The organism is Actinomyces bouchesdurhonensis (assembly GCF_963540955.1).
Taxonomy (GTDB): Bacteria; Actinomycetota; Actinomycetes; order Actinomycetales; family Actinomycetaceae; genus Pauljensenia; species Pauljensenia bouchesdurhonensis.
Genome location: NZ_CAUTSL010000001.1, coordinates 1 through 21,427 on the forward strand (window position 1 = coordinate 1; position 21,427 = coordinate 21,427).

Consider the following 21,427-nt stretch of genomic DNA (forward strand, 5'->3'; position numbering starts at 1 on the left):
AACAACCAACTTCAATGTTGATTTTCCCGCACCAACACGCCGAAAAGTCACTACACAACCAACACGTTTTGTCCATCCTCCAAGTTGACTCCAACCACCTCCAACACCGACTTTCCCGCACCAACACGCCGAAAAGTCGCCACACAACCAACACGATTTGCCAATCCTCCACGTCGGCACCCACCACCTCCAACACCGACTTTCCAGCACTAACAAGCCGACAAGTCACCATAAAACCAACACGCTTTGCCCTTTAACCCCAAAACCAACACGTTTTGGCCTTTAACCCTAACCTTTAACCCGAAAAGTCACCCCTACAGCAACACGTAGTGTCCTATAACCCTCCTATAACCCCCATCTGTACCGCCGCCGCCTCGCCGACTAACTGCACATACTCGAAGGGGCCGACCCTATGGCCGACCCCTTCGAGTATCCCATCAACACAGTGCAAGTCTCCCGATGCTGTCCCTTTCTCGGATCGCCTCTCTCAGCGGATCCTGTTGCTTAATGACTTTCACTGTAGAGGGTCGAGCTGTGGGAAGCATTGAACAAACCTGATAATTTCCTGTGAGTTTTTCACTCGCTGGTTCCGGCCCGCGCACGCGCCCGCAGCGTCGTGGACACCCCCAGAACGCTCACGTCTTCACCCACGACCACCCGGCAGTCACTACCGAGCACCTCGCACGACTCCACACCCACGCCGTTTGCTGCGGCGACGGCTGCGGCGGCTTCGCAGGGTCGCCCACCAACGTCTTCCCACAACGCGGACGCGGAATGTTCAGCACCCGCGAGCGCAGCCAGGTCTGCGACGGCCTGGAGCTTCACTGTCGCGGTATGTGCACAACCCATTCCCGCTAGGACAAAAGCGAGCGTCAGCGCCAGGGTGATGAGTCCGAGGCTGTTGACGGTCCCGGACCCGTCCTCTCCCGGGCGTGTTCGGTCAGGGTGCAGAGGCAATGCGCCGACTGGTGGTCTCACGAAACCGTGCCCTGTAGTGGTCACGGCAGGTTCTCCTCGTCGATCGTGGTGACGCTGCAACGTGCCTGTCCGCCGACCCATCCGCCAATTCCCTGGTAGGGGGCCGTGCCGGTGACGGTCACCAGGCCGTCCCCGCGCGTGAGGGTGTAGGAGCCTGCCGCGTAGACCGTGGTGGCGACAGTTTGCGGGTTTTCCTCACCGATGGAGGCGGCGCGGGCGCCCTCGCGGACGGCCTGACACAGGGAAGAGTTGGTTAGTCCAGCCTGGGCAGCCGCGACGATGACGCCGACCACCAGGGTGACGGCGACAAAGCAGAGGGCGTGTTCAACGGTGACGTATCCGTTTTCGTCGCGTGTCATCGTGTGTTGAGCGCCTCCTGGATGAGGGCTTCGAGGGCGGTGCGCACTGCGTCAGATTTGAGGATCACGATGAGTAGACCGGCGAATCCTGCGGCGGCGATGGTGCCGATCGCGTATTCGACGGTGGTTGCACCCTCCTCCGGGTCTGCATGTTCGGCGGGTGAGTCTCTGTGCGGCGTATCTCGACAGCGTTGGGCTGTTGTCCGCAGAGTGCTCATAATGCTGCGCTGGGTCCTGGTCGCGGCGCTGTTGATGCGTTCGATAATCGTCATTGATCTGTCCTTTCTTGAGCGCGCTTGTGCGCGCAGGGCCAGTGTGCTCGGGGAGTTAGTGGTATTCCAGCCGGATCGCTGACCCTGTGGATAACGGGAGTTCTGCGCGACCCCCTGTGGATGACGACGGTGCGCGGGCGTTGCACGCCGTGAAGGCCCCGGGCCCCTGGGGACAATGTTCGGCGCGGGATACTACAGTGGCACCGTTAATTGTCGGCAACCTTGGGACAGTGAGTCAGCCGTGAACACAGACGACGAATACATCAAAATCGGAAAGCTCCTTGACGATTGGCAGAACCAGGCAGAGAGGCAGGTGGAGGTTAATCAGCGACTGGTCGCTGACCTCGAGCAGGTGGAGGTTGTCGCCGAGTCGCGGGATCGCTGTGTGCGTGTCGTCGTTGATTCGAATGGTGCGCTCAGCGACCTGTCACTATCCGACGATATGTATGAGTATTCCCCCGATGAACTCGCGGGGACGATCTTGAATCTGTTCGTGCAGGCGCGTGCCGACGTGGCCAACCAGATTCATGAGCTGACGAGTGCGGCTTGGGGCGCTGATAGTCCCGACGTTAAAGCTACGCTGCGTTCCTACCGCCCTCCTCGCCGCCGCTGATCGTGAGTGTTCGCTCCTAGGCGCTGATTCCCACGACTAGGTGAGCGAAGAGGGGTGCGATCCCCAGTAGAAGGAATGCGGGTAGGAAGAACGCGCCGAGTGGACCGACCAAGCGAACACTGAGTTCTTCTGCCCTGGTCTTTGCGTCGATCAGTCGGGTGCGTCTCTCCCAGGAGGCGCATCGCGACAGCATTCCCTCGGGTGCGGTGCCGCAGGTCCACGAGGCCTCGAGCGCGTCGCGCAGGGGATACACCCACGTGGGTGCGTCCTCCCATGCGTCGTCCCACTGGGCGCCGAGGCGCAGGGCAGAGGCGGTCCACGCGAGGGGTTCTTGGTCGCAGGCGTGGGCGAGGGCATTCAGGGCGCGCGGGATCGAGGCGCCGCAAGCCAGAGCGGATGCGATCAGGTCGCATGCGAGCGCAGCATCGGTTGCGACAGTGCCGGTGGAGGTGTCGGACCTGCGGCTCTGCGCGAGGATGCGTCGGCACGCGGCGATGCCTGCCCCCCACGCGAACAGGCCGACGACGGCGCACACACGTCCGGGGCCTCCCCCGGTGAAAAAGGACCAGGGGGAAGCTCCGAGTGCCAGTGCGGCTATGATTCCCACGAGGGGCAGCGCCGCCAGCACGCGGGCGGACATGAGCGGTCCGGCAGAGGCGACACGGCGGGCTTCCTCGACTGCCTGGGTGTCATCGATCGCGTCTCCAATGGAGTCTAGGACGGCGGCCAGGGGCGCGCCGAGGCCGTGGCTGAATCGACAGGCAACGATGATTGAGCTGGCGCTAAGTCGCGCGGCAGTTGCGTCGGAGCATTGTCCTCTCGTTGGGAGGACGCGCCACCGCCTCTGCTCGTGCGCCCAGGTGTTGAGGACCCGAGGGTAGGCCTCGTCAGTGTTTCCGGCGCTGCCCACACCGATCCGGGCCAGTGCGTGGCTCCACGCGGTCGAGGCCGGGGCGCCCGAGCGTAGCCTGGTGGAGACCTCGGCGACGAGGAGGGCGAGTTCGCGAGGGGTGGGTGGTCCCTTAGCGCGACCTCGATGGCGGGCGACATCGGTTCGCCTGTCGGTGGGGCGCGGAAGGAGAGGTAAGAGATGCCGACGCCGCGCGTGCGGGCGAGGTGGACAGAGGTCTCCCTGTCGACCCGCCGCGCTGGGCGCCAACCAGGCTCGCACGATGCGGCGTTCGCGTCTGGTGCGCACGACAGTGATGATGGAACCGATCAGGAGGTGAAGAACGCACGCGGTGAGCGCGAGGCCAGCCATGAGCCAGGTAACCCGCTGAATGCCTGCGGGGGCTGTCATGTCGGGTTCGTAGCCCCCTATGCGCATGCGCGCGCAGAAATCCACACCTGCGCAACGCGGTGCCCACAGCAACGTAATCCCAACACACGTCACAGTCCTATCCTTCCGGCCAGGTAACCCCAGGCCTCGTGCGTCGTGACGTGCCCGTCGGGCCTGGCGCTGAGGGCAGGTACACACGTGAGGGAGCCGCTCTCGCGCGTGAGGATGCCGACCTCGGACACCCAGCGGTGACCGGTGGTGTTTCGGCGCATGTGGAGGACGGCGTCGAGGGCGCTGGAAGCTTGCGAGGCAAGCGCCGCCTCGCTCATGCCTGCGAGGGCGCCGAGGGCTTCGAGTCGGGCGGGCACGTCGCGGACGCTGTTGGCGTGCAAGGTTGCCCAGCCGCCGTCGTGTCCGGTGTTGAGGGCGGTGAGGACGTCGCGTACTTCGGGGCCTCGGCATTCCCCGAGGACGAGGCGGTCGGGGCGCATGCGCATGGCGGCTCGCACGAGGTCGGTCAGGGTGACAGCGCCTTGTCCTTCGACGTTGGGTGCGCGTTCGAGGAGGTGGACGCAGTGCGGGTGGGAGGGAGCAAGTTCGGGTACCTCTTCGATGCAGATGATGCGCTCGCCCGTAGGAACAAGTGAGAGCGCGGCGCTCAGCAGGGTTGTTTTGCCGCTGCCTGTCGCCCCGGAGATGAGGGCGTTGGAACGCGCGCGGATGAGCGCCCGAACGAGGGGACCGATCATGCCGGGGAGCGTGCCGCGCGCCTCGAGGTGCGTGACTCCCAGGTGATGGGTGCCGAGCACTCGTAGGGAGATGAGGGTGCCGGAGTCGGAGATGGGCGCGAGGACCGCGTGTAGTCGGACCCCTCCGGGAAGTGTTCCGTCGGCAATGGGGCTCGCGTCGTCCAGACGTACGCCGCACGCGCTCGCCATACGGATTGCGGTTCGCCGGGCGTCCGCTTCGTTCCGGATGCCGACGTCGACGCGCGTGAGTCCCCCTCCTGTGTCCACCCATGTCTGTCCACTGTTGATGAGGACGTCGGTGACGTTGGGGGCGTCGAGTAGGTCAGCCAGTGCCGTGTTCATGCCGCGCTGGCGGGCACGCAGATCGTCGAGGGCGGCCACGGCTTCGGCGGCTCCGCACCCCGGTCGGGCGCAGTGGGCGGCGGCCTGTTGGGCTGGGGTGTTCCGGGCGAGGAGTTGCAGCGCGCTACGCATGAGAGTGTTCTCGTAGGAGCGGGTGTCCACGATTGGGAGCGTCGGAGGGGTCGAGTGCGTCGAGGGTGGCGTGTGAGGTATCGGGTTGGACGGGGTGGAGCCCCTGGGAGGGGTCGGTTGCGGGTGGGGGCGCGATGTCCGCGAGGGATCGTCGTAGCGCCCGCAGGTAGCGTCCTCGCCGGGTGGGGGCGCGCAGGATGGGGGTGGGTGCACACTCGACGAGGCCGGGACTGGGTTTCGCTCGCTCCCCGACCACGAGCGTCAACGCAGGAACGGGGGGAGGGGCGACAGCGAGGGATACCGCCATCGCTGCAGCCCCCTCGAGGTCGCCGTGGGTGAGGAGGACGATGGCGTCGGCATGGATGAGCGCGGCGAGGCGGGCGGCTCGAGTGTCCCACCGGCCCGCGTCGACGATGAGGGGAGCGCCGATTGAGCGGCACGCGGCTGGCACGCGTGGGTCGCCGGCGTCCGCTCCCCCACGTGCGTCCCCAACGAGGGCTGGAACTCCGTCGATGATTGGCAGGTGGTCACGCAAGGCGGGCAGGTAGGAATCCTCGCCAGCGTGCAGGTCTGCCCACCTCACGCCCGGGAGGTCGTGGTGGGCTGCTCTGGCGATGCCGGGGACGGACCCGGAGGCGTCGACGGCGACGGGTACGACCACACCTTCGCGTGCAGGTTCGCCGCCGGGCGCACGCTTCGGGTTTCGGGCCTCGCCCCGCCATGGCCTCGTCCCTGCTGTGTGCAGGCCGCGCCCCCAGGGAAGACGACGGCTCCACTGAGAACCGGTGTTCTCCCGCGCGAGGAGGCGCACGACGCTCGTCGTTCCCACGCCTCCGGCTATACCGGAGACCACCCAGACAGCGCCGTGTGTGCGCGAGCGCCAGGAAGCTTCGGCGATGAGGGACACCAGCAAAGCCCTGTCCCTTGGCAAGCTCACCTGTCCCCCGTCGCCCACGCGCACGCACGGCACGAACGCGGGGACAGGGGCGCTCGGGGAAGCGAGAACAAGCGACGCTCGAGCAGGGTCCTCGCACAGGGGCGCGCCCGCCAGGGTGACGGCGTCGCGGGCGCTCTGCCGCTCCGGCGGGGTCAGGCCGACAAGGGCGACGAGGCCTCGGTTCGGTTCGGTGATCGCGTTCATTTCTCTACGGTGCGCCAGCCGCGGCGCGCCCGTCTACTCGCACGCACGCCCCTGTGGACAACGCCGACATGAGGTGCCACCCTGTGCATAGAGGGGTCTGATGGCGGACCCCTGTGGATTGTCCCGACGCTGGAGAGATTGCGATGGCACGTGCGGCCTTTTTTGACTTGGATAAGACGATTCTGGACACGTCGTCAAACGTGGCTTTGTCCGGGCCCTTCATCGAGGCGGGCCTGATGAATCGCCGCACGGCGATCGCCTCCGTCCTAGTTCAGCTCCCGTACCTGCTGTCCGGCGCGGACGAGTCACGGATGGAGCAGATGGCCGAAGCGATGGGCCGCATGGGCCGCGGCTGGAACGCGGCGTTCCTAGAGGCGACGGTCGAAGACGCACTGGAACGCACGATCGAACCGGTGTGTTACGCGCAGGCGCTGCGCCGCATCGCCTATCACAAGAGCGTGGGCGACGTTGTCGTGATCGCATCGGCGTCCGTCGAGCAGGTGGTACGCCCGATCGCGACGATGCTGGGTGCGGACGAAGTCTTGGCGTCACAGGCAGCCATCGACGAGGACGGATGTTTCACAGGCGAGATGACACACTTTAACCAGGCACAGGGTAAAGCGGACGCCTGCGCTCAGTTGGCTCACGCACGCGGATGGGATCTGTCGCAGTGTTCGGCATATTCGGATTCGGTGTCGGACGCTCCGCTGCTGCGCCTGGTCGGCCACCCCTACGCGGTGAACCCCGACCGCGCACTTCGCGACTTGGCTGAGCGCGAGGGCTGGCCAACATTGACTTTCATGTCAACCGTGCGCGTGTTGCCCCGCCGGGTGCCAACCGCCGCGAAGATCGCCGTTCCGTTCATGGCTGGCGTGGCGGTGGGAGCCGCCGTCAGCGCGTTGTTGCGTCATTAATTGTCTAGGTTCAAGTGGGGTTACTATCGTTCGACGTACATTACTTCGCACAGTGTTGGCACCAGTATTGGTGGTAGTAGATCACTCACTGACTGCTACATTAGGTCCCCTGAAGTGATGTTTACTGAGGGTGTTTATGCGCGGTTGGTTGCCCGGGGGTTGATCACCGAAGGCAGCTAACCGAGCCTGCCCGCCTGCACGTGCCGGGCAACGTCACGCCCGACCTCGGCGCCGTACACGACGCCCGCGCAGTAGTGGATGATCCACCGCGCCAGGCCGGCCTCGTCGGCACTCACCCACCCGGCGAGCGAATGCCCCGCGCGCGCTGGGTCGAGTGCATCGTAGGCGCTTGGCACGCACACGCCGCTCGGGTCGACGCCGCGCGTGACCAGAATCCACCGCGCCAGACCCGCGCCCACGACAGACGAGGCCGGGGCAAACACACGCCGGAAACGGAAGTGAGCGGTCAGGGCAGCTGCGACGGCCAGGGCGGGAGCATCGCAGCTCGCGTACTTCAGGGCGGGGGCCACCAGGGCGGGATCAGTCGGCACCGCAACCGCGCGCGACGGAGTGAGTCCGGCGGCGATCAACCCGGAACAGGTGTCCCTGTGCAGCCCGGCGATGAGGGCAGGCAACGGCGCGGGAGCGACGCGCGCGCTCCCCTGCGAGCGCGTGTTGAGCGCCGGGAAATGCGAAGCAAGATTCCACTGGGAGCGCCAGATACCCAGCGCCAGGGCATCCCCCGGGTCCGAGGCCGTCCCTCCCTTGTCCATCATGGACAGGGCACGCACGTCGTCCACGGTGGTTCGGGCGCCCTCGATGATGGCCAGGGCGGCGGCCTCGCGGACGGCTGCCTCGGCTCGAGCTTCCTCCCAGCCTCGACGTAGTCCCTCCGAGAAACGCAGCTGCGCGAGCGCGGCGTAGGCTTCGTCCATCGCGGAGGCGACGGCGGGGCGTGCGGCTGCGGCGCGCAGCGTTGCGGGGGCGGGGTCGATGAGGGCTTCGATACTCACGCCTCTACACTAGGGGTATGACGCTTTTGCAGCATCGAAACTTCTCTGCGCGCCTACGCTCGGGCTCGTTCGCTTTCGTGTTTGCCCCCATCGCCCTCCTCTTCCTGGGTTCGTCGATGGTCGACGTGCAAGCCCTTGCCGCCGTCGGACAACCATTGGCCTCGGTTGAAGGCCTGATCGGTATGGCGCTCGCGTCACTGCTGCTAGCCCTGATCGCCCTGAACTGCGAGGAGTCCAGCGCGGGAATGGTCGTGACTTTCCTGTGGTCGCTGGCGGTGGGGGCCGCCCAGTTCATGGGCGTCGCGCGCATCCCTTTCTTCATGAAGTCCTCCGTTCAGTCGGACGACATGGCGGCGGGCGTCTTGTGGAGCCTGTACCCGGTGTGCATATCCCTCATGCTGGGCGCCTGTGCGCTGACGATCAAGTCGGTGCGGGCGCGTGCCGGTCGTGAAACACGAATGCCGCTCGCGAGGGTACACCGCCACGCGTTCGGCACGACGGTGGCTTTGCCGGCGGCACTCGCCGTGAGTGTGCTGATGGTCAGCGCATCGCCCTCGGACACGACGAACGTGGCGGCACTGGGCCTGGAGGGTGTCCTGGCAGGCCACTCGATGGGCCATGGCCTGGCACTGGGCGCAGGCCTGGCGCTTGCTCTGCTGGTTGTCAGTGCCCGATGGTCAATCACGGGTGCACAGTTGGCGACCTGGCTGATTCTGGTGTTGCCTACGTACGTCGTGGTACCAGTGTGGGCATCGTTGACGGGCAACGTGATTGTTCCGGGTCCGTCGATCCTGACGAAACTTGCCTTGGCATCCCCTACGCTTGCGGCGCTGGGGATGGCCACCGGTTGCGCGTCGATGGGCGTGCTGTGGGCACGCGTCCGAGCCCTGCGTTCCCTGGACAGCAGCGAGGACACGACTCACAAAGAGGGGCCTGCCGAGGACTAATACGCGCAAGAGGGCACGACAAACGTAATATGTGGGCAGATGTTAGGAGGAAGCATGTCCGAGAACGAGTTTGCTGTCCAGCCAGACCGCGAGAAGGATACCCGCGACGACCTGGTGTTGACCGGTGAGGAGATCGAGCTGCCAGGTGAGGGGTCCGACGCGTCGGCCATCATCGGTGACACCACCGAGCCTATTCACACGGGCGAGATCGAGTCGGTCGCGATCGGCGGTCTGACGGGCCGTGCACCCGCAGCTGCGCCGCTTAAGCCCACGATCGAGGACAAGATTTCCACGGGCGAGTTGCCCGTCGTCTCCAAGCCCGCGGGCGCCATCCCAGTCGTGTCCGCGGCGGACGAGGCCGACTCCCCTTCCACTCCCGACGCAGGGCGAGCGGATCAATCCTCCGATGCCCCCCAGGTGGGTGCCGTCCCGAAGCAGGGGGGTGCAGACACCGCGAGCACAACTAACGACGCTCCTGCGCAGGAGACCGAGGATGCGTTCGACGGTGTAGCACCCGTCGACGAAGCCCTCGCACAGGAAACCCACTCCGAGGAAACACCTACCGACGAGCCCGCCCCGGCCTCGTCGGACAAGGACAATGAACACGCCGACGTCACCCCCATGGCCACGGAGGGGAACGACGCATCCGCTCCGAATGCCGAAACCGAGTTGATCGACGAGGAACCCACGCAAGAAGAGGCCGCTCAAGCCCCGGTCAGCGACGCCCCCTCAGCGTCGGTCGAGAAGGCGACTGAGGCCCACGAAACCGGGCGTTCACGGGTAATGACTCCCGCTCAGGCGGCTGCGGCACTGGGCCTGAACCTGGATTCTGTGCGTGAAGCGCGCGAAGAAACGGTGACAGAGCATGCCTCCGCCACGGACGCCACCAACGAGACGCCCGCGCCTGGGGGCGAGTCCGCTGACGATGAGGAAGTGGTTGAGTCCGCCGAGGCCTCGTCCGCTTCCGCGACCGAAGCTGGCGAGGAACCCTCCTCCGCCGTTGGTGGTGCCGCAGCGGAAGCGCCGCACGTGCTGCCGTCGCGCCGCTCAATGATTTTCGGCGACGACGAATCCTTCTCCCCTACGATCCCCGCACTTACCCCGAGCGAGCAGCAGGCTGCCAACCCCGCCGCGTCGGTCGGCGGCGCGGTCGATGCGGGTTCCGAGGGTGCCCCCGTCGATGAGTCCACGACACAGCAGCCCACCCGGGGTTCCGTGGCTTCGTACTCTTTCGAGGATCAGGATAAGGCCGAACGTCCGCGTCGTCGCTCTGTGCTAACCGCAGACGAGGACACGCGCGAGGCCGCCACCCTGGAAGCGATTGCCTCCGCGAACCGGGACCGTGCAGACAAGCAGTCCACCAGCCTCGACGACGAGCTCTTTAGCGCGGCTCCCGAGATTACCGAGATGCCCTCTCGCGGCGGCGCTCACTTCCTGTCGTTCCTGCTTTTCCTGGTGCTGACACCGATCGGCTGGTACCTGGCCGCCGACGCCGGGGCTCGCATGACGTTGGCCGACGGCGCGGCGATGTACACGGGCGTCGCTTCGATCCTGGCACTGGGTGAACTCCTGGGGGCTGTCATCATCACCGTGATTCTGTGCGCCGCCGCGCGGCGTTCCTCCCTGGGTGCCTGGCTCCTGGGAGTCGTGTCGCTCGTCGTGGGGCTTCCGTGGGTACTCGCCCCGGGTATGACAGCCTCGTCGCTGCTGGCGGCCCTGACCACTCTGAGTGGCTCCGGCCCGCTCGGCGCGAACCTGTCGCACCATGTGCAGGCGTCCGGCTACTCGGGCCGCTTCGTCCTGCTGGGCGTCCTCCTGATGGGCCTGGGCTACGTCTCCCACTCCGTGCGCCGCACCGGTCGCGCCGAGGAGGCGCTGCGCACATCCATTGAGGCTGTCAACCCGGCCGGAGCCTTGTACTCCAGGCGCGCCCGTAAGAAGGCAGCGAAGGACCTGACGCGCAAGTGAATACCCTGATTCCCGCTAGCGCGATCGAGCTTGAAGGACCCTGGACCCACCGGCACGTGAGCGCTGGTGGGGCCACGTTCCACGTCGCCGACATGGGTGAGGGCATGGATCATGCGCTGGTTCTTCTCCACGGGTTTCCCGAGCACTGGTGGTCCTGGCGACAGGTCCTTCCCCTCCTCGCAAAGCAGACTCCGCGCGTTTTCGCCCTCGATTTACGAGGCTTCGGTACCTCCGACCTCACGCGCGGGGACTGCGACCTGACTCAGATGGCTCTCGACGTGATCGGCGTCGTGCGTGCCCTCGGCGTGGCATCGTTCTCCGTCGTCGGCCTGGGCATGGGCGGAACCGTCGCATGGATGGTCGGGGCTCTCGCACCGCTTAAGCTTCGCTCGGTGGCCGTTCTGTCTGCCCCACACCCTCTCGGTGCCCAACCTGTCATTGCCCGCGTCCCTTGGGCGGGCGGTCGTGTCCTGCGTAGTCGCCTCGCCCTACCAACGGGCCGGGAGCATGCTCTGCGCTCCGGATCGCTCCTGACAACCGTGTACCGCGCGTGGGCGTCACCCGGGAACGTGGATGGCCTTGTCTCCCAGTCGGGTCCCTACCGCGCAGCGCTTCGCCGTCCCTTTGCCGCACACACGGCTCTGCGTGGCCTGACCGCTAGTCGTTCACTGTCGCGCGAGGCTCGCCGAACGCTGTCCGAGCCCCTACAGGTGCCTGTCCTGTCCCTCGTCGGACGCGACGATGGCGCGTGGTCTGTGCTTGATCACGCGGCTGACGCGCAGTTTGTGGATGCTCCCCTCACCCAGGTCGTTATCCGCGAGGCCGGGCATTTCCTACCCGAGGAGGCCCCTTCCGCGGTTGCCGAGGCGTTGGCTGAGCACGTTGACACGCGCGCGCTTTAACTTGTGTTTCATTAGACAGGTCACACAAATCGCACAATGAAACATGTTTCACCTGATAAATAGGGCATAATGGTGTGAGCGGCACCTCCTAGTGACCGGTGTAACGTATGGGATTCGCCGCACACCTCAATCGGAACGCCCGAGCAATCGGGCACGAGCGGAAGGAGCTCCGCACCATGATCGGTGACGGCAACTTCATCAGCCAGGTGCCGCTGTTCGGTGGCCTTGACGATGCACAACAGGTGTCCCTCCAGCAAAAGATGGGTCATACAACCCTTCGCCGCGGTGAGACCCTCTTCGACGAAGGCGATCTCGGTGACCGCCTGTACATCGTGACCGAGGGCAAGGTGAAGCTCGGCCACACCTCTAGCGACGGACGCGAATCTCTCCTCGCTGTCCTCGGCCCCGGTGAAATCATCGGTGAACTCACACTCTTCGATCCGGGTCCGCGTTCGACCACTGCGACCGCCGTGTCCCCCGCCTCCCTCCTGTACCTCGAGCACGAGGACCTCATGCACGTGCTCGACACCAATCCGACGCTGGCCAAGCACATGCTCCGCGCCCTCGCGCAACGCCTGCGTCGCACGAACGAATCCCTCTCCGACCTGGTCTTCTCTGACGTTCCAGGTCGCGTCGCCAAGGCCCTCCTCGATCTCGCGGACCGTTTCGGTACCGCGACTGACAAGGGAGTCCACGTCCCCCACGACCTCACGCAGGAAGAACTGGCCCAGCTGGTGGGAGCCTCCCGTGAGACCGTCAACAAGTCGCTCGCCGACTTCGTTTCGCGCGGCTGGATTCGCCTTGAAGGGCGTGCAGTAACACTCCTCGACGTTGACCGACTGGCGCGACGCGCCCGCTGATTTCTCACACAATGGGGGGTCCGGTACCTGTCGGTACCGGACCCCCCATGTAATCTCAGGACATGGAACAGACCGAAGTCTTCACGCACCTGGATGCACGAAACCGGCCACGGCCTCGTCCGTGAGCGCTGACATAACGGTCAGTTCTGGACCGCTGCACTTTCCTCAATCGGACGCTTAAGGTAGGCAACCAGGTTTTCCGAACCCGTCGGACCCGGGATCACCTGGACAAGTTCCCACCCGTCAGCACCCCACTGATCAAGGATTGCTTTCGTCGCATGCGTGAGCAGCGGAATCGTGGCATATTCCCATTTAGTCATGAGGTCATCTTACCCGCCATCAAAGGACGCACGTATGACAAAATCTTCGGCACACGCGGGCTACGCAACTCCCTCGCCAAAGGCTCATCCGACGAACGCAACCACTCCAACCAATCCTCCGCATGCGGATAATGGCGTAAAACTGCGCGACGCTCCCTCTCCGTCAAGCCACCCCACACACCGTAGTTAGCCTCGGACTCCAGGGCGTCAGCCAAACATTCGAGACGCACCTCGCACTCGTAGCAGCGCATGCGAATCTGACGTTGCGATGCACCTTGAACAAAGAGCGCATCCGGCTCGATAGACGCACACAGGGCGCGCGCGACCCAACTCTGGTCGTCGCCATGGGTTGACATCGTGGATCTCCACTTCACTGTACTCGAGCCCTAACATGTGACCATACACACAGACTATCGAGGGTGCAAACGCTGCGAGAACGCATGCGACGATTCCAGGTGACCGATCAGCCAATTTTTACGCTCCGCCAAACGCCAGATGCCCCTTACGACACGTAAGCTAGGAGCATGTCGCACTCTCATTCCCGAGCCGTCCGGCCGACCCAACTGTTCGCCCTGTTGCTGGCGTTCCTGAGCGTTTCCTCGCTCATGGGCGTCGTCGGGGCAGGCATGCTCGTACCCATCGCGGGTCCCACCGCGCTGGTCGCAAAGTCGGTCCCCTCCGTATTCAACGAGCTGCCCGGTGACCTACAAACAGTCGCCCCCGCCGAGGAGTCGCAGCTCCTTGACTCCTCGGGAGCCGTCATCGCGCACTTCTACGACAAGCAGCGCATCGTCGTGCCCAGCGCGAACATCTCCGACGTCATGAAGAAAGCAATCATCGCGATCGAAGACAAACGTTTCTACGAACACAACGGCGTGGACGCCACCGGCATCGCCCGCGCGTTCGTGACCAACCTGGGCGACTCCGGTCGCCAAGGCGCCTCCACGATCACTCAACAGTACGTGCGTAACTCACTGGCAGAGCGCGGCTACCTCGAAGGCGACGCCGACCAGGTCAGCGCCGCAACCGAACAAACCACAGAACGCAAGCTCCGCGAAATCAAGTACGCGATGGCCTTGGAGAAAACCCAGTCCAAAGACGAAATCCTCACGGGATACCTCAACATCGCACCCTTTGGTCCCATTACCTACGGCGTCGAGGCCGCGTCCCAACGCTACTTCTCCAAGTCTGCATCCGAACTCGACTACCTGGAGTCCGCGCTGCTCGCCGGCCTCGTCCAATCGCCCGTCCAGTACGATCCCCTCACCCACCCTGAAGCAGCCCAAGAGCGCCGCAACACAGTCCTAGCAACCATGCTTGACCAGGGCGTCATCACACAGGAAGAATACGACGCCGGCATCGAAACCACCGTCGATTCAATGCTGCACCCCACCGTATCCTCCGAAGGCTGCTCCGGCGCGGAATCCTCCCAAGCCTACTTCTGCGATTACGTCCTAGCCCAGTTCCTCGAAGACCCGACCTTCGGCGCCACACGCACCGAGCGTGAGCACATGCTCAAGACCCAGGGCATCACAATCCGCACCACGATGGACCCCACCAAGCAGAACGCCGCCTACACGTCGCTGACAAACACTATCCCCGTGGGCGACGCCTCAGGCCTCAACGATGCTCTTGTCTCTCTCGACCCGCGATCCGGTCGCATCCTGGCGATGGCCCAGAACACGACGTACGGCATCGAGTCCGGGCAAACAATGTCGAACTACTCGGCCGATGGTAACTTCCAGGTCGGCTCAACATTCAAGGTCTTCACCCTGCTTCAATGGTTCAAGGAGGGACACTCCGCTTACGAGACAGTCGGCTCCAGCAACACCTTCTACCCCAACGGCTCCTTCAAGTGCGATGGACGCTCCATCACAACCGAGGGCTATCAAGTCAACGACCTCGCCGGCAAGACCGGCACGATGAACGTCGTGCGTGCGACCGGCCAGTCCGCCAACCAGGCCTTCGTGAACATGGCCTCCCGCGTGGACTTCTGCTCCATCTTCGACACTGCCTACAAAATGGGAATCACCGAAGACGGCGAAGCCCCTTCACCCTACCCCGCGAACATCCTGGGTTCCGTGTCCGCCTCCCCACTACAGATGGCCTCCGTGTTCGCAGCAATCGCCAACTCCGGCCAACAGTGCACGCCACAGTCCATCGAATCCGTGACCGACCGTGACGAGAACGTCCTGAAAGAATTCGCGGCGGACTGCAAGGAGGTCATCTCCCCCGACGTCGCCAACAAGACCGCAGCCCTACTCACCGCGTCGGCCGGCCAGTACTACACATCCACGCGTTTAGGCGACGGACGTCCCTTCGCAGCAAAGTCAGGAACCACCGACGGGCACGCCAACACGTGGTTGACCGGCTTCACTCCGTCTGTCGTCACATCCGCATGGGTGGGGCACGGCGAAAACTCCTCCCAGGAAGTCGGATCCGTGACGATTAACGGCAAATACTACAGCGAAATCTACGGTGAAACATTCGTCGGCCAGAACATCTGGGCGCCCTACATGACGCAGATCCTGGCGGGCACTCCCGTCGAAAACGTATCCAGCGCGAACATCGGGGCAACCAACTCGAACCGTTCCTCAACCCCCACACCATCCCCCACGAGCAGCGGACACTGACATGACACCGACGCTGATAGAGGCCCCGGCCTCGGCCCCCCGCCGAGGCCGGGGCCTCCTGCGCGCGACCGGCGCAATCGTCGGCGGGCTGGGACTCGCTGGACTGGCCGCCGGTGGAGCTGCCCTGGCCTGGGGTTCGATCGAGCGCACTCTGCCGACCCTGCGCCGCTACGACGTGCCCATCGAGCGTAACGTCCCTGAAGTGACGATCCTCCAGATCGCCGACCTACACCTCTTCGCCGGGCAGGAATTCCTCCTGCGGTTCCTCTCCGACGTCGCCTCATCCGAACGCTTCGACATGATTGTGTCCACAGGAGACAACTTCGGTTCATCCGTCGGCCTCGACATGGTGATGGACGCCTACCGCCCCTTCCTGTCGTATCCTGGCGCTTTCGTCCTCGGATCCAACGACTACTATTCGCCGATCCCCAAACGCTGGAGCCGCTACCTGTCGCGCTCCAAACCACACCCCGCGCGCGTCGTCCCCGACCTCACCTACATCCCGATGGTCCGCCAGCTGCGCGCCGCCGGCTGGGTGGATCTCTCTAACGCGTGCGGCACGCTGTCGTTGCCCGGCGCCACCGTCTCACTCCTGGGAACCGACGACGCCCACATCAACCGGGACCGCCTGGTGGCCCCAGCCTCGTCGTGGGAAGCTCCCGGAGTCCTGCGCCTCGGCATCACGCACGCGCCCTACACGCGCGTGGTCTCCGCGCTCACCCGCGCCGGGTCCGACCTCATCCTCGCGGGCCACACGCACGGAGGCCAGATCGGAATACCGGGTGTCGGCGCAATCATCACAAACTGCGACATCGCACGGCGCTACGCCAAAGGCCTGAACCGCTGGGAGACGCCCGACGGCTCTTCGTCGTGGCTGCACGTTTCCGCTGGGCTGGGAACCTCTCCCTATGCAAAAGTCCGCATCGCTACACGCCCCGAGGCCTCCCTCATCCACGTCCACCCCGCGTAGCCTCCGTTGATCCCGACATCAAAGTCCGACATAACCCCTATCCGCGTCCACCCAGCTCCGCGTCCCGCCAGTGGTTCTGACAGACGAACACCCCTCTCGTCTCAGCGCCCCCCAACCAGCGGACCCAGTCGAGCAACTCGCGGTCACCGGGCACATTTAACACCGGCGACGCACCATCCCAGCCACGCCGCAACCGGCAACCGTATGATCATCGTTAACCCGCGCCAGCCAGACCCCACAGTCGTGCGGCGTGGCACACACTTCCCTCGGTCGCTTCGTCTCGGTTTGGGATTATCAGCGACGTAAGGCTATACTCAAACGGCACCGGGGTGTGGCGCAGCTTGGTAGCGCGCTTCGTTCGGGACGAAGAGGCCGTGGGTTCAAATCCCGCCACCCCGACCGGACAGTCGCCGGGACCACAAGGTCCCGGCGACTCTTGTATTCCACGTAGTCCGGCCCATCCAGGTAACCCTACTGGGGTTAGAGGGCAAAACTTGGGTTAAAGGGATTAAAGGACAAGACGTGTTGGTTTTGTGGTGTCCTATCACCCTGTTTCCGTGGCGCCTTCGCTTCTGGCTGCTCGCGGTGTGGGCCTGTGCCTCGTTGTGCAGTTTTGAAGCCTCGTCAGGTCCTGCTGCCACCCGCGTCTGCTGCCATCGGACCCTCCGACATCCTCCAACCGAGCGGTAGATTGGGGGTTTTGCACCATTAGGAGCTTCCTTTCGGCGTGTCGCCGGCGTGTCGCGGCTCTAATGGTGCAATTCCCCCCGTCGTAGTCGAGATGACACAATGGTGCGCCGGCGTGTCGCGGCTCTAATGATGCGATTCCCCCCATGTGGCAGCAAAACGGCGGATTCTAGGAGCGATGTGGCGGCACTCGTGTCCAAGTCTTGAAGTTCCCCCCGTGCTGCGGACCCCAGCGCAGCGCGCGGCACCCAAATCACAGACCACCTCGACGACATTCAGTCCACCCAGGCTGTTCGGGCCGGGGTGTGGCGACATTCGTGTCGGAACCTCGAGGTACTATGCACGCGGCGACAGGGCACGGGGGTGGCGCGAGTCGCGGTTCGTCAGCCCTCAACGCAGGTGAACTGCACCCCGGGGCAGCAAAGACTGGTCGGCGAGCTAACACTCCGAACCCCAGGATCCAGGCGCGCGCAGAAGTCAGACGGTCAAGGCCTGTGCCGACCGAAATCAAGATAGGCGACGCAACGCCCAGAGAACTGGTGGCGCAGCGTGCGCGTCGATTACGAGCTGCCGACACACATGGAGCGGTGTTACGGATCACGCGGGCGTCACCCCACGAACTCTTAAAAGGAGATAGACTTTCGGCGTATTCTTCATCAACACATAGGAGTATCCATGAAGCGTCGCATCGCCGCCGCTATCCTCGTCGCCGTTCTACCGCTCGGTATGGCAGCCTGTGGCTCCCAGTCCAAGGAGGATGCCTGCAAGGAGGTCCAGAACGCAAACCTAACGCTCGCTCAGCAGGCCGCCGCCACCAACGGCGCCTCCCTGACCGACCCTCAGGCCGCCAAGGAGCAGTTCAACACGATGCTCGACGCGTACAAGACTGCCGCCAGCAAGGTCAGCAACAAGGAAGTCAAGCCGGCCCTCGATAAGGTCATCACCGACCTGGAGACAATTAAGGACTTCGACTTCACCACGCTGAACCCATCGGGCGAACAGATGGAAGCGATGACCACCTTCGCGTCTGACGCCCTGCAGCTGAACAACATTTGCGGTATTTCCGCGGGCACGAAGTAACGCCCAACTGACATCGCCAGACACGTCGGGGGACGGCCCTTTGGGCCGTCCCCCGATTCAGCCTACAGGCAACCGAAGCGCCGAGGACACACTCTCATGCGAGCCAGCCCCGGCCTCGTCCGGTCAGGCCCGGCCACCATTTTTCCAGCGACGGAAAAACACCGCCAGGATCGCTCCTGACAGGTTATGCCACACCGAGAAAACCGCTGCCGGGAGCGCGGTCTCAGGGGTAGCAGCGAAGTGCTTCGTCGCCAGCGTCGCAGCCAACGCCGAGTTCTGCATGCCGACCTCGATCGCGGTTGTACGCGCAGCCTTATCCGAGCCGCGACCCACGCGCCCCGCGAGGTAGCCGAACAGGTAGCCCAACAGGTTATGGCAGATAACCACGGCAATAATGAGGGCGCCCGACGTCAGAATCTTATCAACCGAACCCGACACGACGACAACCAGCACGTAGCAGATACCCAGGACAGAAACCCACGGAAGAACTGGCAGGATTCTTTCCACAACCTTGTTCGCAAGCAAACGCACGACAAAGCCACCCAAGACAGGAGCGAGCACCATCAGCAAAATGTTCTTCGTCATCGCCTCACCATCCACGGGCATACGCGAACCGACCAGCCAAGCGGTGAGCATCGGGGTCATCAGGGGCGCGAGCAACGTCGAGATTGACGTCATGGTGACCGACAGGGCGACGTCTGCTTTCGCGAGGTAGGAGATCACGTTCGAGGCGGTGCCACCGGGTGCGCAGCCGACCAGGATGACGCCGACGGCGACAGCGTCGGGCAGGCGGAACGCGTAGCACAGGCCCCAACCGACGAGGGGCATGATCAGGTACTGGGCGACGACGCCGACGAGGACAGGCAGGGGACGCTTCGCGATGAGCCCAAAGTCGGGCAGCGTCAGCGTCAGGCCCATACCGAACATGATGACGCCAAGTGCCCAGTGCACGCCGGGAGCCAGTGGTTTAAAGGTCGCGGGGGTGATCATCGCGGCGGCGAACGCCGCCAGGATGAGGAGCGGGAAAACGGTCACCGCGATGCGGGCACTGCGATCCTCGGAGGACAGCGTCGGAGGGGAAGATTGCGTTGAAACTGAGTCTGATGTGGACATATCAACCATATTTCACCGGTCGTTGAATTGTTCCCTTCCGCATCTCACGTTGTGATCAGCTCAGTATTGAGCCTCACAGGACTACTTCACTAAGCTAAGGCTATGCACAGTGCAGCGCCGACCACTCACGCCACTCCCACACACGCCTCGGGCAACGCTTCAAGCCATCCCAACAACCGCCCGCGAGCGCACCACCATAGCGGCGCGCGCATGCGTGAACTTCAGCGCCGCGGATGGGTATCCGACCAACATGGCGCATGGACGATGATGGCCTTCCCTCCACTGCTCGGCTGGGCGCTATCCTTCACCTTCTCGTGGCTGGTCGTCCTCATGCTCCTCGCGTGGGCGATGGCTTTCCTGATGTTCTCGGCCGTGTGCCTGTGGGTCAAGACCCCCGCGAAGCGCCGCAGCCACATCGTGCCCGCGATCATCACCTACGGCGTTCTCGCGGCCGTTCCCGGCATCACGCTGCTCGCGATGCGTCCCCAGCTGCTGTGGTGGGCCATCGCCTTCGCGCCGCTGGCCTCGTCCGCGATCTACCTGGTGTGGCAGAGGCGTGAGCGTTCCCTGGGCGCCCGAGCCGCCTCGATCCTGGCGGGTTCCATCATGGGGCCTGTTGCCTTTTCGCTGGCGACGGCGGACGGGTCGCCGCACGCGGTCACTGCCCACGCGTGGGCGGCGTGCGTGGTGTTCGCCCTGCACTACGTGGGCACGGTTCCGCTGGTGCGCTCGATGATCCGAGGCCGGAAGGACCCGCGCTGGGCGCTGGGGGCCACGCTCCATCACGCGGGCTGCTTGGTTGTCGTGGCCGCCGCCTGGTTGCTGGGCGCCCTGTCCGGGTGGCCTGTGCTCGTGTGGGTGTGTCTGACTGTGCGAGCGTGGGTCATGCCGACACTGAGTCGGCATCGTTCGCGCCCCCTGTCTCCCAGGCTGATCGGCTTCACGGAGATCGGTTGGTCGCTGCTTCTGTTCGTGGCGCTCCTGGTTCGGTAGCTTCGCTTGCCCTGGGTGCGGCGACCGTCCGCGCGAGGCACGGAGCTTTTTCACGAGGCGGTTGGGTGCCCCCGATCGGGCGCTTGTCCCCCTATTTGCCGATGCCCTCGACGCGTGCGAACTGGGTCGCCACAGACAGGAACAGGTCATTTTGTTCGCGCGAGCCTACGGACACGCGCACGCCTTCGCGGAACGGACGGACGATGAGTCCGGCGCGTGCGCTCGCTTCGACGAGGCCATGGACACTTCCGCGCAGCAGGTAGAAGTTTGACTGTGTGTCGGGGATGTCGTATCCGAGGGTACGCAGGGCTGGAACGATACGCTCACGCTCGGCAACGATCCGGGCGACGCCACTGTCCACGGCCTCGGCGTCCTTCAAGGAGGCAAGGGCGCCGGCCTGCGCGAGCGAGTTGACGCCGAAGGGAACGAGGAGCGCCTGGATCGCGCCGATGACCTCGGTCTCACCGATCGCGTATCCCACGCGAAGGCCAGCCAGGGCGTGTGCCTTGGAGAATGTGCGCATGACGACGACGTTGGGGTGCGACTCGATGAGCGGGACCGCGCTGCGCACGCCGGGCTTGGTCGCAAAGTCGATATAGGCCTCGTCGACGATGATCATGACGTCGTCGGGTACGGCCGCGACGAAGGAGGCTATCTCCTCGAAGGTGAGGGCCGGGCCGGTCGGGTTATTCGGCGAGCAGAGGATGACGGCGACAGTGTCCGCGGTGATGGCCTGGCGCATCCCGACGAGGTCGTGGCTACCATCCGGGAGGAGCGCCACGGGGGTGGCCTCACCGCCAACGGACGGCACGGCGATTGGGTAGGACTCGAAGGAGCGCCATGGGAAGACCACCCGGGTGCCGGGCTGACAGACGGTGGACAGAGCGGCCACAAGAATCGCCGAGGAGCCAGTGCCCACGCATACCTGGTCGGAGCCGACCCCGAAGCGCTCGCCGAGTGCCTCCCGCAGGGGGGCAGCCGTCAGGTCGGGGTAGCGGTTGATCGTCTCCAGCTCGCGCGCGACCGCTTCCAGCACCGCGGGGCTGGGCGGGGTCGGCATTTCGTTGGATGAGATTTTGACGGCGCCGGGCGCTGATTTACCGGGCACGTAGCGGGGCAGGGAGTGGACGGCGGGCCGAAAGCGCAGGTTGCTCATGTGTGT

Annotated in this window: 21 protein-coding genes and 1 tRNA gene; 11 read left to right on the forward strand and 11 right to left on the reverse strand. The window is 64.6% G+C overall.

Annotated elements, in window-relative coordinates; all coding sequences use genetic code 11:
• Nucleotides 1-576 precede the first annotated feature (576 nt).
• From RYL44_RS00005 to RYL44_RS00015, 3 genes are read right to left on the reverse strand one after another with little or no spacing between them, the layout of a single operon-like run.
• Entirely contained in the window at nucleotides 577-1,002 is a 426-nt protein-coding gene (locus tag RYL44_RS00005) for an Rv3654c family TadE-like protein (RefSeq protein WP_390883757.1), read from the reverse strand.
• Nucleotides 999-1,337, reverse strand: a complete 339-nt coding sequence (locus RYL44_RS00010; protein ID WP_073983678.1) for a TadE/TadG family type IV pilus assembly protein — start codon at nucleotides 1,335-1,337, stop codon at nucleotides 999-1,001. Before RYL44_RS00010 ends, RYL44_RS00005 begins: the two co-directional genes overlap by 4 nt.
• Nucleotides 1,334-1,609, reverse strand: a complete 276-nt coding sequence (locus RYL44_RS00015; protein ID WP_314974691.1) for a DUF4244 domain-containing protein — start codon at nucleotides 1,607-1,609, stop codon at nucleotides 1,334-1,336. Before RYL44_RS00015 ends, RYL44_RS00010 begins: the two co-directional genes overlap by 4 nt.
• Nucleotides 1,610-1,850: 241 nt before the next feature.
• Here RYL44_RS00015 and RYL44_RS00020 point away from each other — a divergent pair, with 241 nt between their 5' ends.
• Complete coding sequence (locus RYL44_RS00020) at nucleotides 1,851-2,222, forward strand: YbaB/EbfC family nucleoid-associated protein (RefSeq protein WP_073983680.1); 372 nt, start codon at nucleotides 1,851-1,853, stop codon at nucleotides 2,220-2,222.
• Nucleotides 2,223-2,238: 16 nt separating this feature from the next.
• Here the strand turns inward: RYL44_RS00020 and RYL44_RS00025 are convergent, their stop codons facing one another.
• The 3 genes from RYL44_RS00025 to RYL44_RS00035 all read right to left on the reverse strand — a co-directional run bounded on the left by RYL44_RS00025 (nucleotide 2,239) and on the right by RYL44_RS00035 (nucleotide 5,865).
• A complete protein-coding gene (locus tag RYL44_RS00025; RefSeq protein WP_314770320.1) occupies nucleotides 2,239-3,522 on the reverse strand; it encodes a type II secretion system F family protein in 1,284 nt (427 codons plus the stop codon).
• 89 nt (nucleotides 3,523-3,611) lie between these two features.
• Nucleotides 3,612-4,754, reverse strand: coding sequence for a TadA family conjugal transfer-associated ATPase (locus RYL44_RS00030; protein WP_314974692.1), 1,143 nt, complete (start codon nucleotides 4,752-4,754; stop codon nucleotides 3,612-3,614).
• Nucleotides 4,717-5,865: a hypothetical protein gene (locus RYL44_RS00035; protein ID WP_314974693.1), complete on the reverse strand. Its 1,149-nt coding sequence runs from the start codon at nucleotides 5,863-5,865 to the stop codon at nucleotides 4,717-4,719. The genes RYL44_RS00030 and RYL44_RS00035 overlap by 38 nt, the downstream gene beginning before the upstream one ends.
• A 143-nt stretch (nucleotides 5,866-6,008) precedes the next feature.
• On the opposite strand from RYL44_RS00035, the gene RYL44_RS00040 reads away from it, so the two are divergent.
• On the forward strand, nucleotides 6,009-6,779 hold the full coding sequence (locus tag RYL44_RS00040) for an HAD family hydrolase (protein WP_276740762.1): 771 nt from the start codon (nucleotides 6,009-6,011) through the stop codon (nucleotides 6,777-6,779).
• 176 nt (nucleotides 6,780-6,955) lie between these two features.
• On the opposite strand, the gene RYL44_RS00045 is transcribed toward RYL44_RS00040, so the two are convergent.
• Nucleotides 6,956-7,792, reverse strand: a complete 837-nt coding sequence (locus RYL44_RS00045) for a hypothetical protein (protein WP_314770297.1) — start codon at nucleotides 7,790-7,792, stop codon at nucleotides 6,956-6,958.
• 17 nt (nucleotides 7,793-7,809) lie between these two features.
• Between RYL44_RS00045 and RYL44_RS00050 the strand changes: the two genes are divergently transcribed.
• The 4 genes from RYL44_RS00050 to RYL44_RS00065 all read left to right on the forward strand — a co-directional run bounded on the left by RYL44_RS00050 (nucleotide 7,810) and on the right by RYL44_RS00065 (nucleotide 12,469).
• On the forward strand, nucleotides 7,810-8,739 hold the full coding sequence (locus tag RYL44_RS00050; protein WP_073983682.1) for a hypothetical protein: 930 nt from the start codon (nucleotides 7,810-7,812) through the stop codon (nucleotides 8,737-8,739).
• 54 nt (nucleotides 8,740-8,793) lie between these two features.
• Nucleotides 8,794-10,707, forward strand: coding sequence for a hypothetical protein (locus RYL44_RS00055; RefSeq protein WP_314974694.1), 1,914 nt, complete (start codon nucleotides 8,794-8,796; stop codon nucleotides 10,705-10,707).
• On the forward strand, nucleotides 10,704-11,609 hold the full coding sequence (locus RYL44_RS00060; RefSeq protein WP_314974695.1) for an alpha/beta fold hydrolase: 906 nt from the start codon (nucleotides 10,704-10,706) through the stop codon (nucleotides 11,607-11,609). Before RYL44_RS00055 ends, RYL44_RS00060 begins: the two co-directional genes overlap by 4 nt.
• Nucleotides 11,610-11,785: 176 nt before the next feature.
• Nucleotides 11,786-12,469, forward strand: coding sequence for a Crp/Fnr family transcriptional regulator (locus RYL44_RS00065; RefSeq protein WP_003791132.1), 684 nt, complete (start codon nucleotides 11,786-11,788; stop codon nucleotides 12,467-12,469).
• A gap of 140 nt (nucleotides 12,470-12,609) precedes the next feature.
• On the opposite strand, the gene RYL44_RS00070 is transcribed toward RYL44_RS00065, so the two are convergent.
• Both RYL44_RS00070 and RYL44_RS00075 read right to left on the reverse strand, forming a co-directional pair.
• Nucleotides 12,610-12,789: a DUF4177 domain-containing protein gene (locus RYL44_RS00070; RefSeq protein WP_073983686.1), complete on the reverse strand. Its 180-nt coding sequence runs from the start codon at nucleotides 12,787-12,789 to the stop codon at nucleotides 12,610-12,612.
• Entirely contained in the window at nucleotides 12,786-13,145 is a 360-nt protein-coding gene (locus tag RYL44_RS00075) for a WhiB family transcriptional regulator (RefSeq protein ID WP_314974696.1), read from the reverse strand. The genes RYL44_RS00070 and RYL44_RS00075 overlap by 4 nt, the downstream gene beginning before the upstream one ends.
• A 168-nt stretch (nucleotides 13,146-13,313) precedes the next feature.
• Between RYL44_RS00075 and RYL44_RS00080 the strand changes: the two genes are divergently transcribed.
• From RYL44_RS00080 to RYL44_RS00095, 4 genes are all read left to right on the forward strand, one after another.
• Nucleotides 13,314-15,422, forward strand: a complete 2,109-nt coding sequence (locus tag RYL44_RS00080; protein WP_314974697.1) for a transglycosylase domain-containing protein — start codon at nucleotides 13,314-13,316, stop codon at nucleotides 15,420-15,422.
• A 1-nt stretch (nucleotide 15,423) separates the two neighbouring features.
• Nucleotides 15,424-16,392 carry a metallophosphoesterase gene (locus RYL44_RS00085; protein WP_314769050.1) on the forward strand — a complete coding sequence of 323 codons (969 nt, stop codon included), beginning with the start codon at nucleotides 15,424-15,426 and terminating at the stop codon, nucleotides 16,390-16,392.
• A gap of 325 nt (nucleotides 16,393-16,717) precedes the next feature.
• Nucleotides 16,718-16,791, forward strand: a tRNA-Pro gene (locus RYL44_RS00090).
• A gap of 963 nt (nucleotides 16,792-17,754) precedes the next feature.
• Nucleotides 17,755-18,159 carry a hypothetical protein gene (locus RYL44_RS00095; protein WP_073983690.1) on the forward strand — a complete coding sequence of 135 codons (405 nt, stop codon included), beginning with the start codon at nucleotides 17,755-17,757 and terminating at the stop codon, nucleotides 18,157-18,159.
• A 123-nt stretch (nucleotides 18,160-18,282) separates the two neighbouring features.
• On the opposite strand, the gene RYL44_RS00100 is transcribed toward RYL44_RS00095, so the two are convergent.
• Nucleotides 18,283-19,272 (reverse strand): bile acid:sodium symporter family protein, encoded by a 990-nt coding sequence (locus tag RYL44_RS00100; RefSeq protein WP_073983854.1) that lies wholly within the window; start codon nucleotides 19,270-19,272, stop codon nucleotides 18,283-18,285.
• 210 nt (nucleotides 19,273-19,482) lie between these two features.
• Here RYL44_RS00100 and RYL44_RS00105 point away from each other — a divergent pair, with 210 nt between their 5' ends.
• Nucleotides 19,483-20,265, forward strand: a complete 783-nt coding sequence (locus RYL44_RS00105) for a YwiC-like family protein (RefSeq protein ID WP_314974698.1) — start codon at nucleotides 19,483-19,485, stop codon at nucleotides 20,263-20,265.
• 91 nt (nucleotides 20,266-20,356) lie between these two features.
• Here the strand turns inward: RYL44_RS00105 and hisC are convergent, their stop codons facing one another.
• On the reverse strand, nucleotides 20,357-21,421 hold the full coding sequence (gene hisC, locus RYL44_RS00110) for a histidinol-phosphate transaminase (RefSeq protein ID WP_314974699.1): 1,065 nt from the start codon (nucleotides 21,419-21,421) through the stop codon (nucleotides 20,357-20,359).
• Between the last annotated feature and the right edge of the window lie 6 nt (nucleotides 21,422-21,427).

Coding starts and splice junctions, on each gene's coding strand:
- RYL44_RS00075 (WP_314974696.1), bottom strand. CDS start 13,145: ATGTCAACCCATGGCGACGACCAGAGTTGGGTCGCGCGCGCCCTGTGT.
- RYL44_RS00015 (WP_314974691.1), bottom strand. CDS start 1,609: ATGACGATTATCGAACGCATCAACAGCGCCGCGACCAGGACCCAGCGC.
- RYL44_RS00055 (WP_314974694.1), top strand. CDS start 8,794: ATGTCCGAGAACGAGTTTGCTGTCCAGCCAGACCGCGAGAAGGATACC.
- RYL44_RS00050 (WP_073983682.1), top strand. CDS start 7,810: ATGACGCTTTTGCAGCATCGAAACTTCTCTGCGCGCCTACGCTCGGGC.
- hisC (WP_314974699.1), bottom strand. CDS start 21,421: ATGAGCAACCTGCGCTTTCGGCCCGCCGTCCACTCCCTGCCCCGCTAC.
- RYL44_RS00080 (WP_314974697.1), top strand. CDS start 13,314: ATGTCGCACTCTCATTCCCGAGCCGTCCGGCCGACCCAACTGTTCGCC.
- RYL44_RS00095 (WP_073983690.1), top strand. CDS start 17,755: ATGAAGCGTCGCATCGCCGCCGCTATCCTCGTCGCCGTTCTACCGCTC.
- RYL44_RS00070 (WP_073983686.1), bottom strand. CDS start 12,789: ATGACTAAATGGGAATATGCCACGATTCCGCTGCTCACGCATGCGACG.
- RYL44_RS00010 (WP_073983678.1), bottom strand. CDS start 1,337: ATGACACGCGACGAAAACGGATACGTCACCGTTGAACACGCCCTCTGC.
- RYL44_RS00100 (WP_073983854.1), bottom strand. CDS start 19,272: ATGTCCACATCAGACTCAGTTTCAACGCAATCTTCCCCTCCGACGCTG.
- RYL44_RS00105 (WP_314974698.1), top strand. CDS start 19,483: ATGCGTGAACTTCAGCGCCGCGGATGGGTATCCGACCAACATGGCGCA.
- RYL44_RS00035 (WP_314974693.1), bottom strand. CDS start 5,865: ATGAACGCGATCACCGAACCGAACCGAGGCCTCGTCGCCCTTGTCGGC.
- RYL44_RS00040 (WP_276740762.1), top strand. CDS start 6,009: ATGGCACGTGCGGCCTTTTTTGACTTGGATAAGACGATTCTGGACACG.
- RYL44_RS00025 (WP_314770320.1), bottom strand. CDS start 3,522: ATGACAGCCCCCGCAGGCATTCAGCGGGTTACCTGGCTCATGGCTGGC.
- RYL44_RS00085 (WP_314769050.1), top strand. CDS start 15,424: ATGACACCGACGCTGATAGAGGCCCCGGCCTCGGCCCCCCGCCGAGGC.
- RYL44_RS00065 (WP_003791132.1), top strand. CDS start 11,786: ATGATCGGTGACGGCAACTTCATCAGCCAGGTGCCGCTGTTCGGTGGC.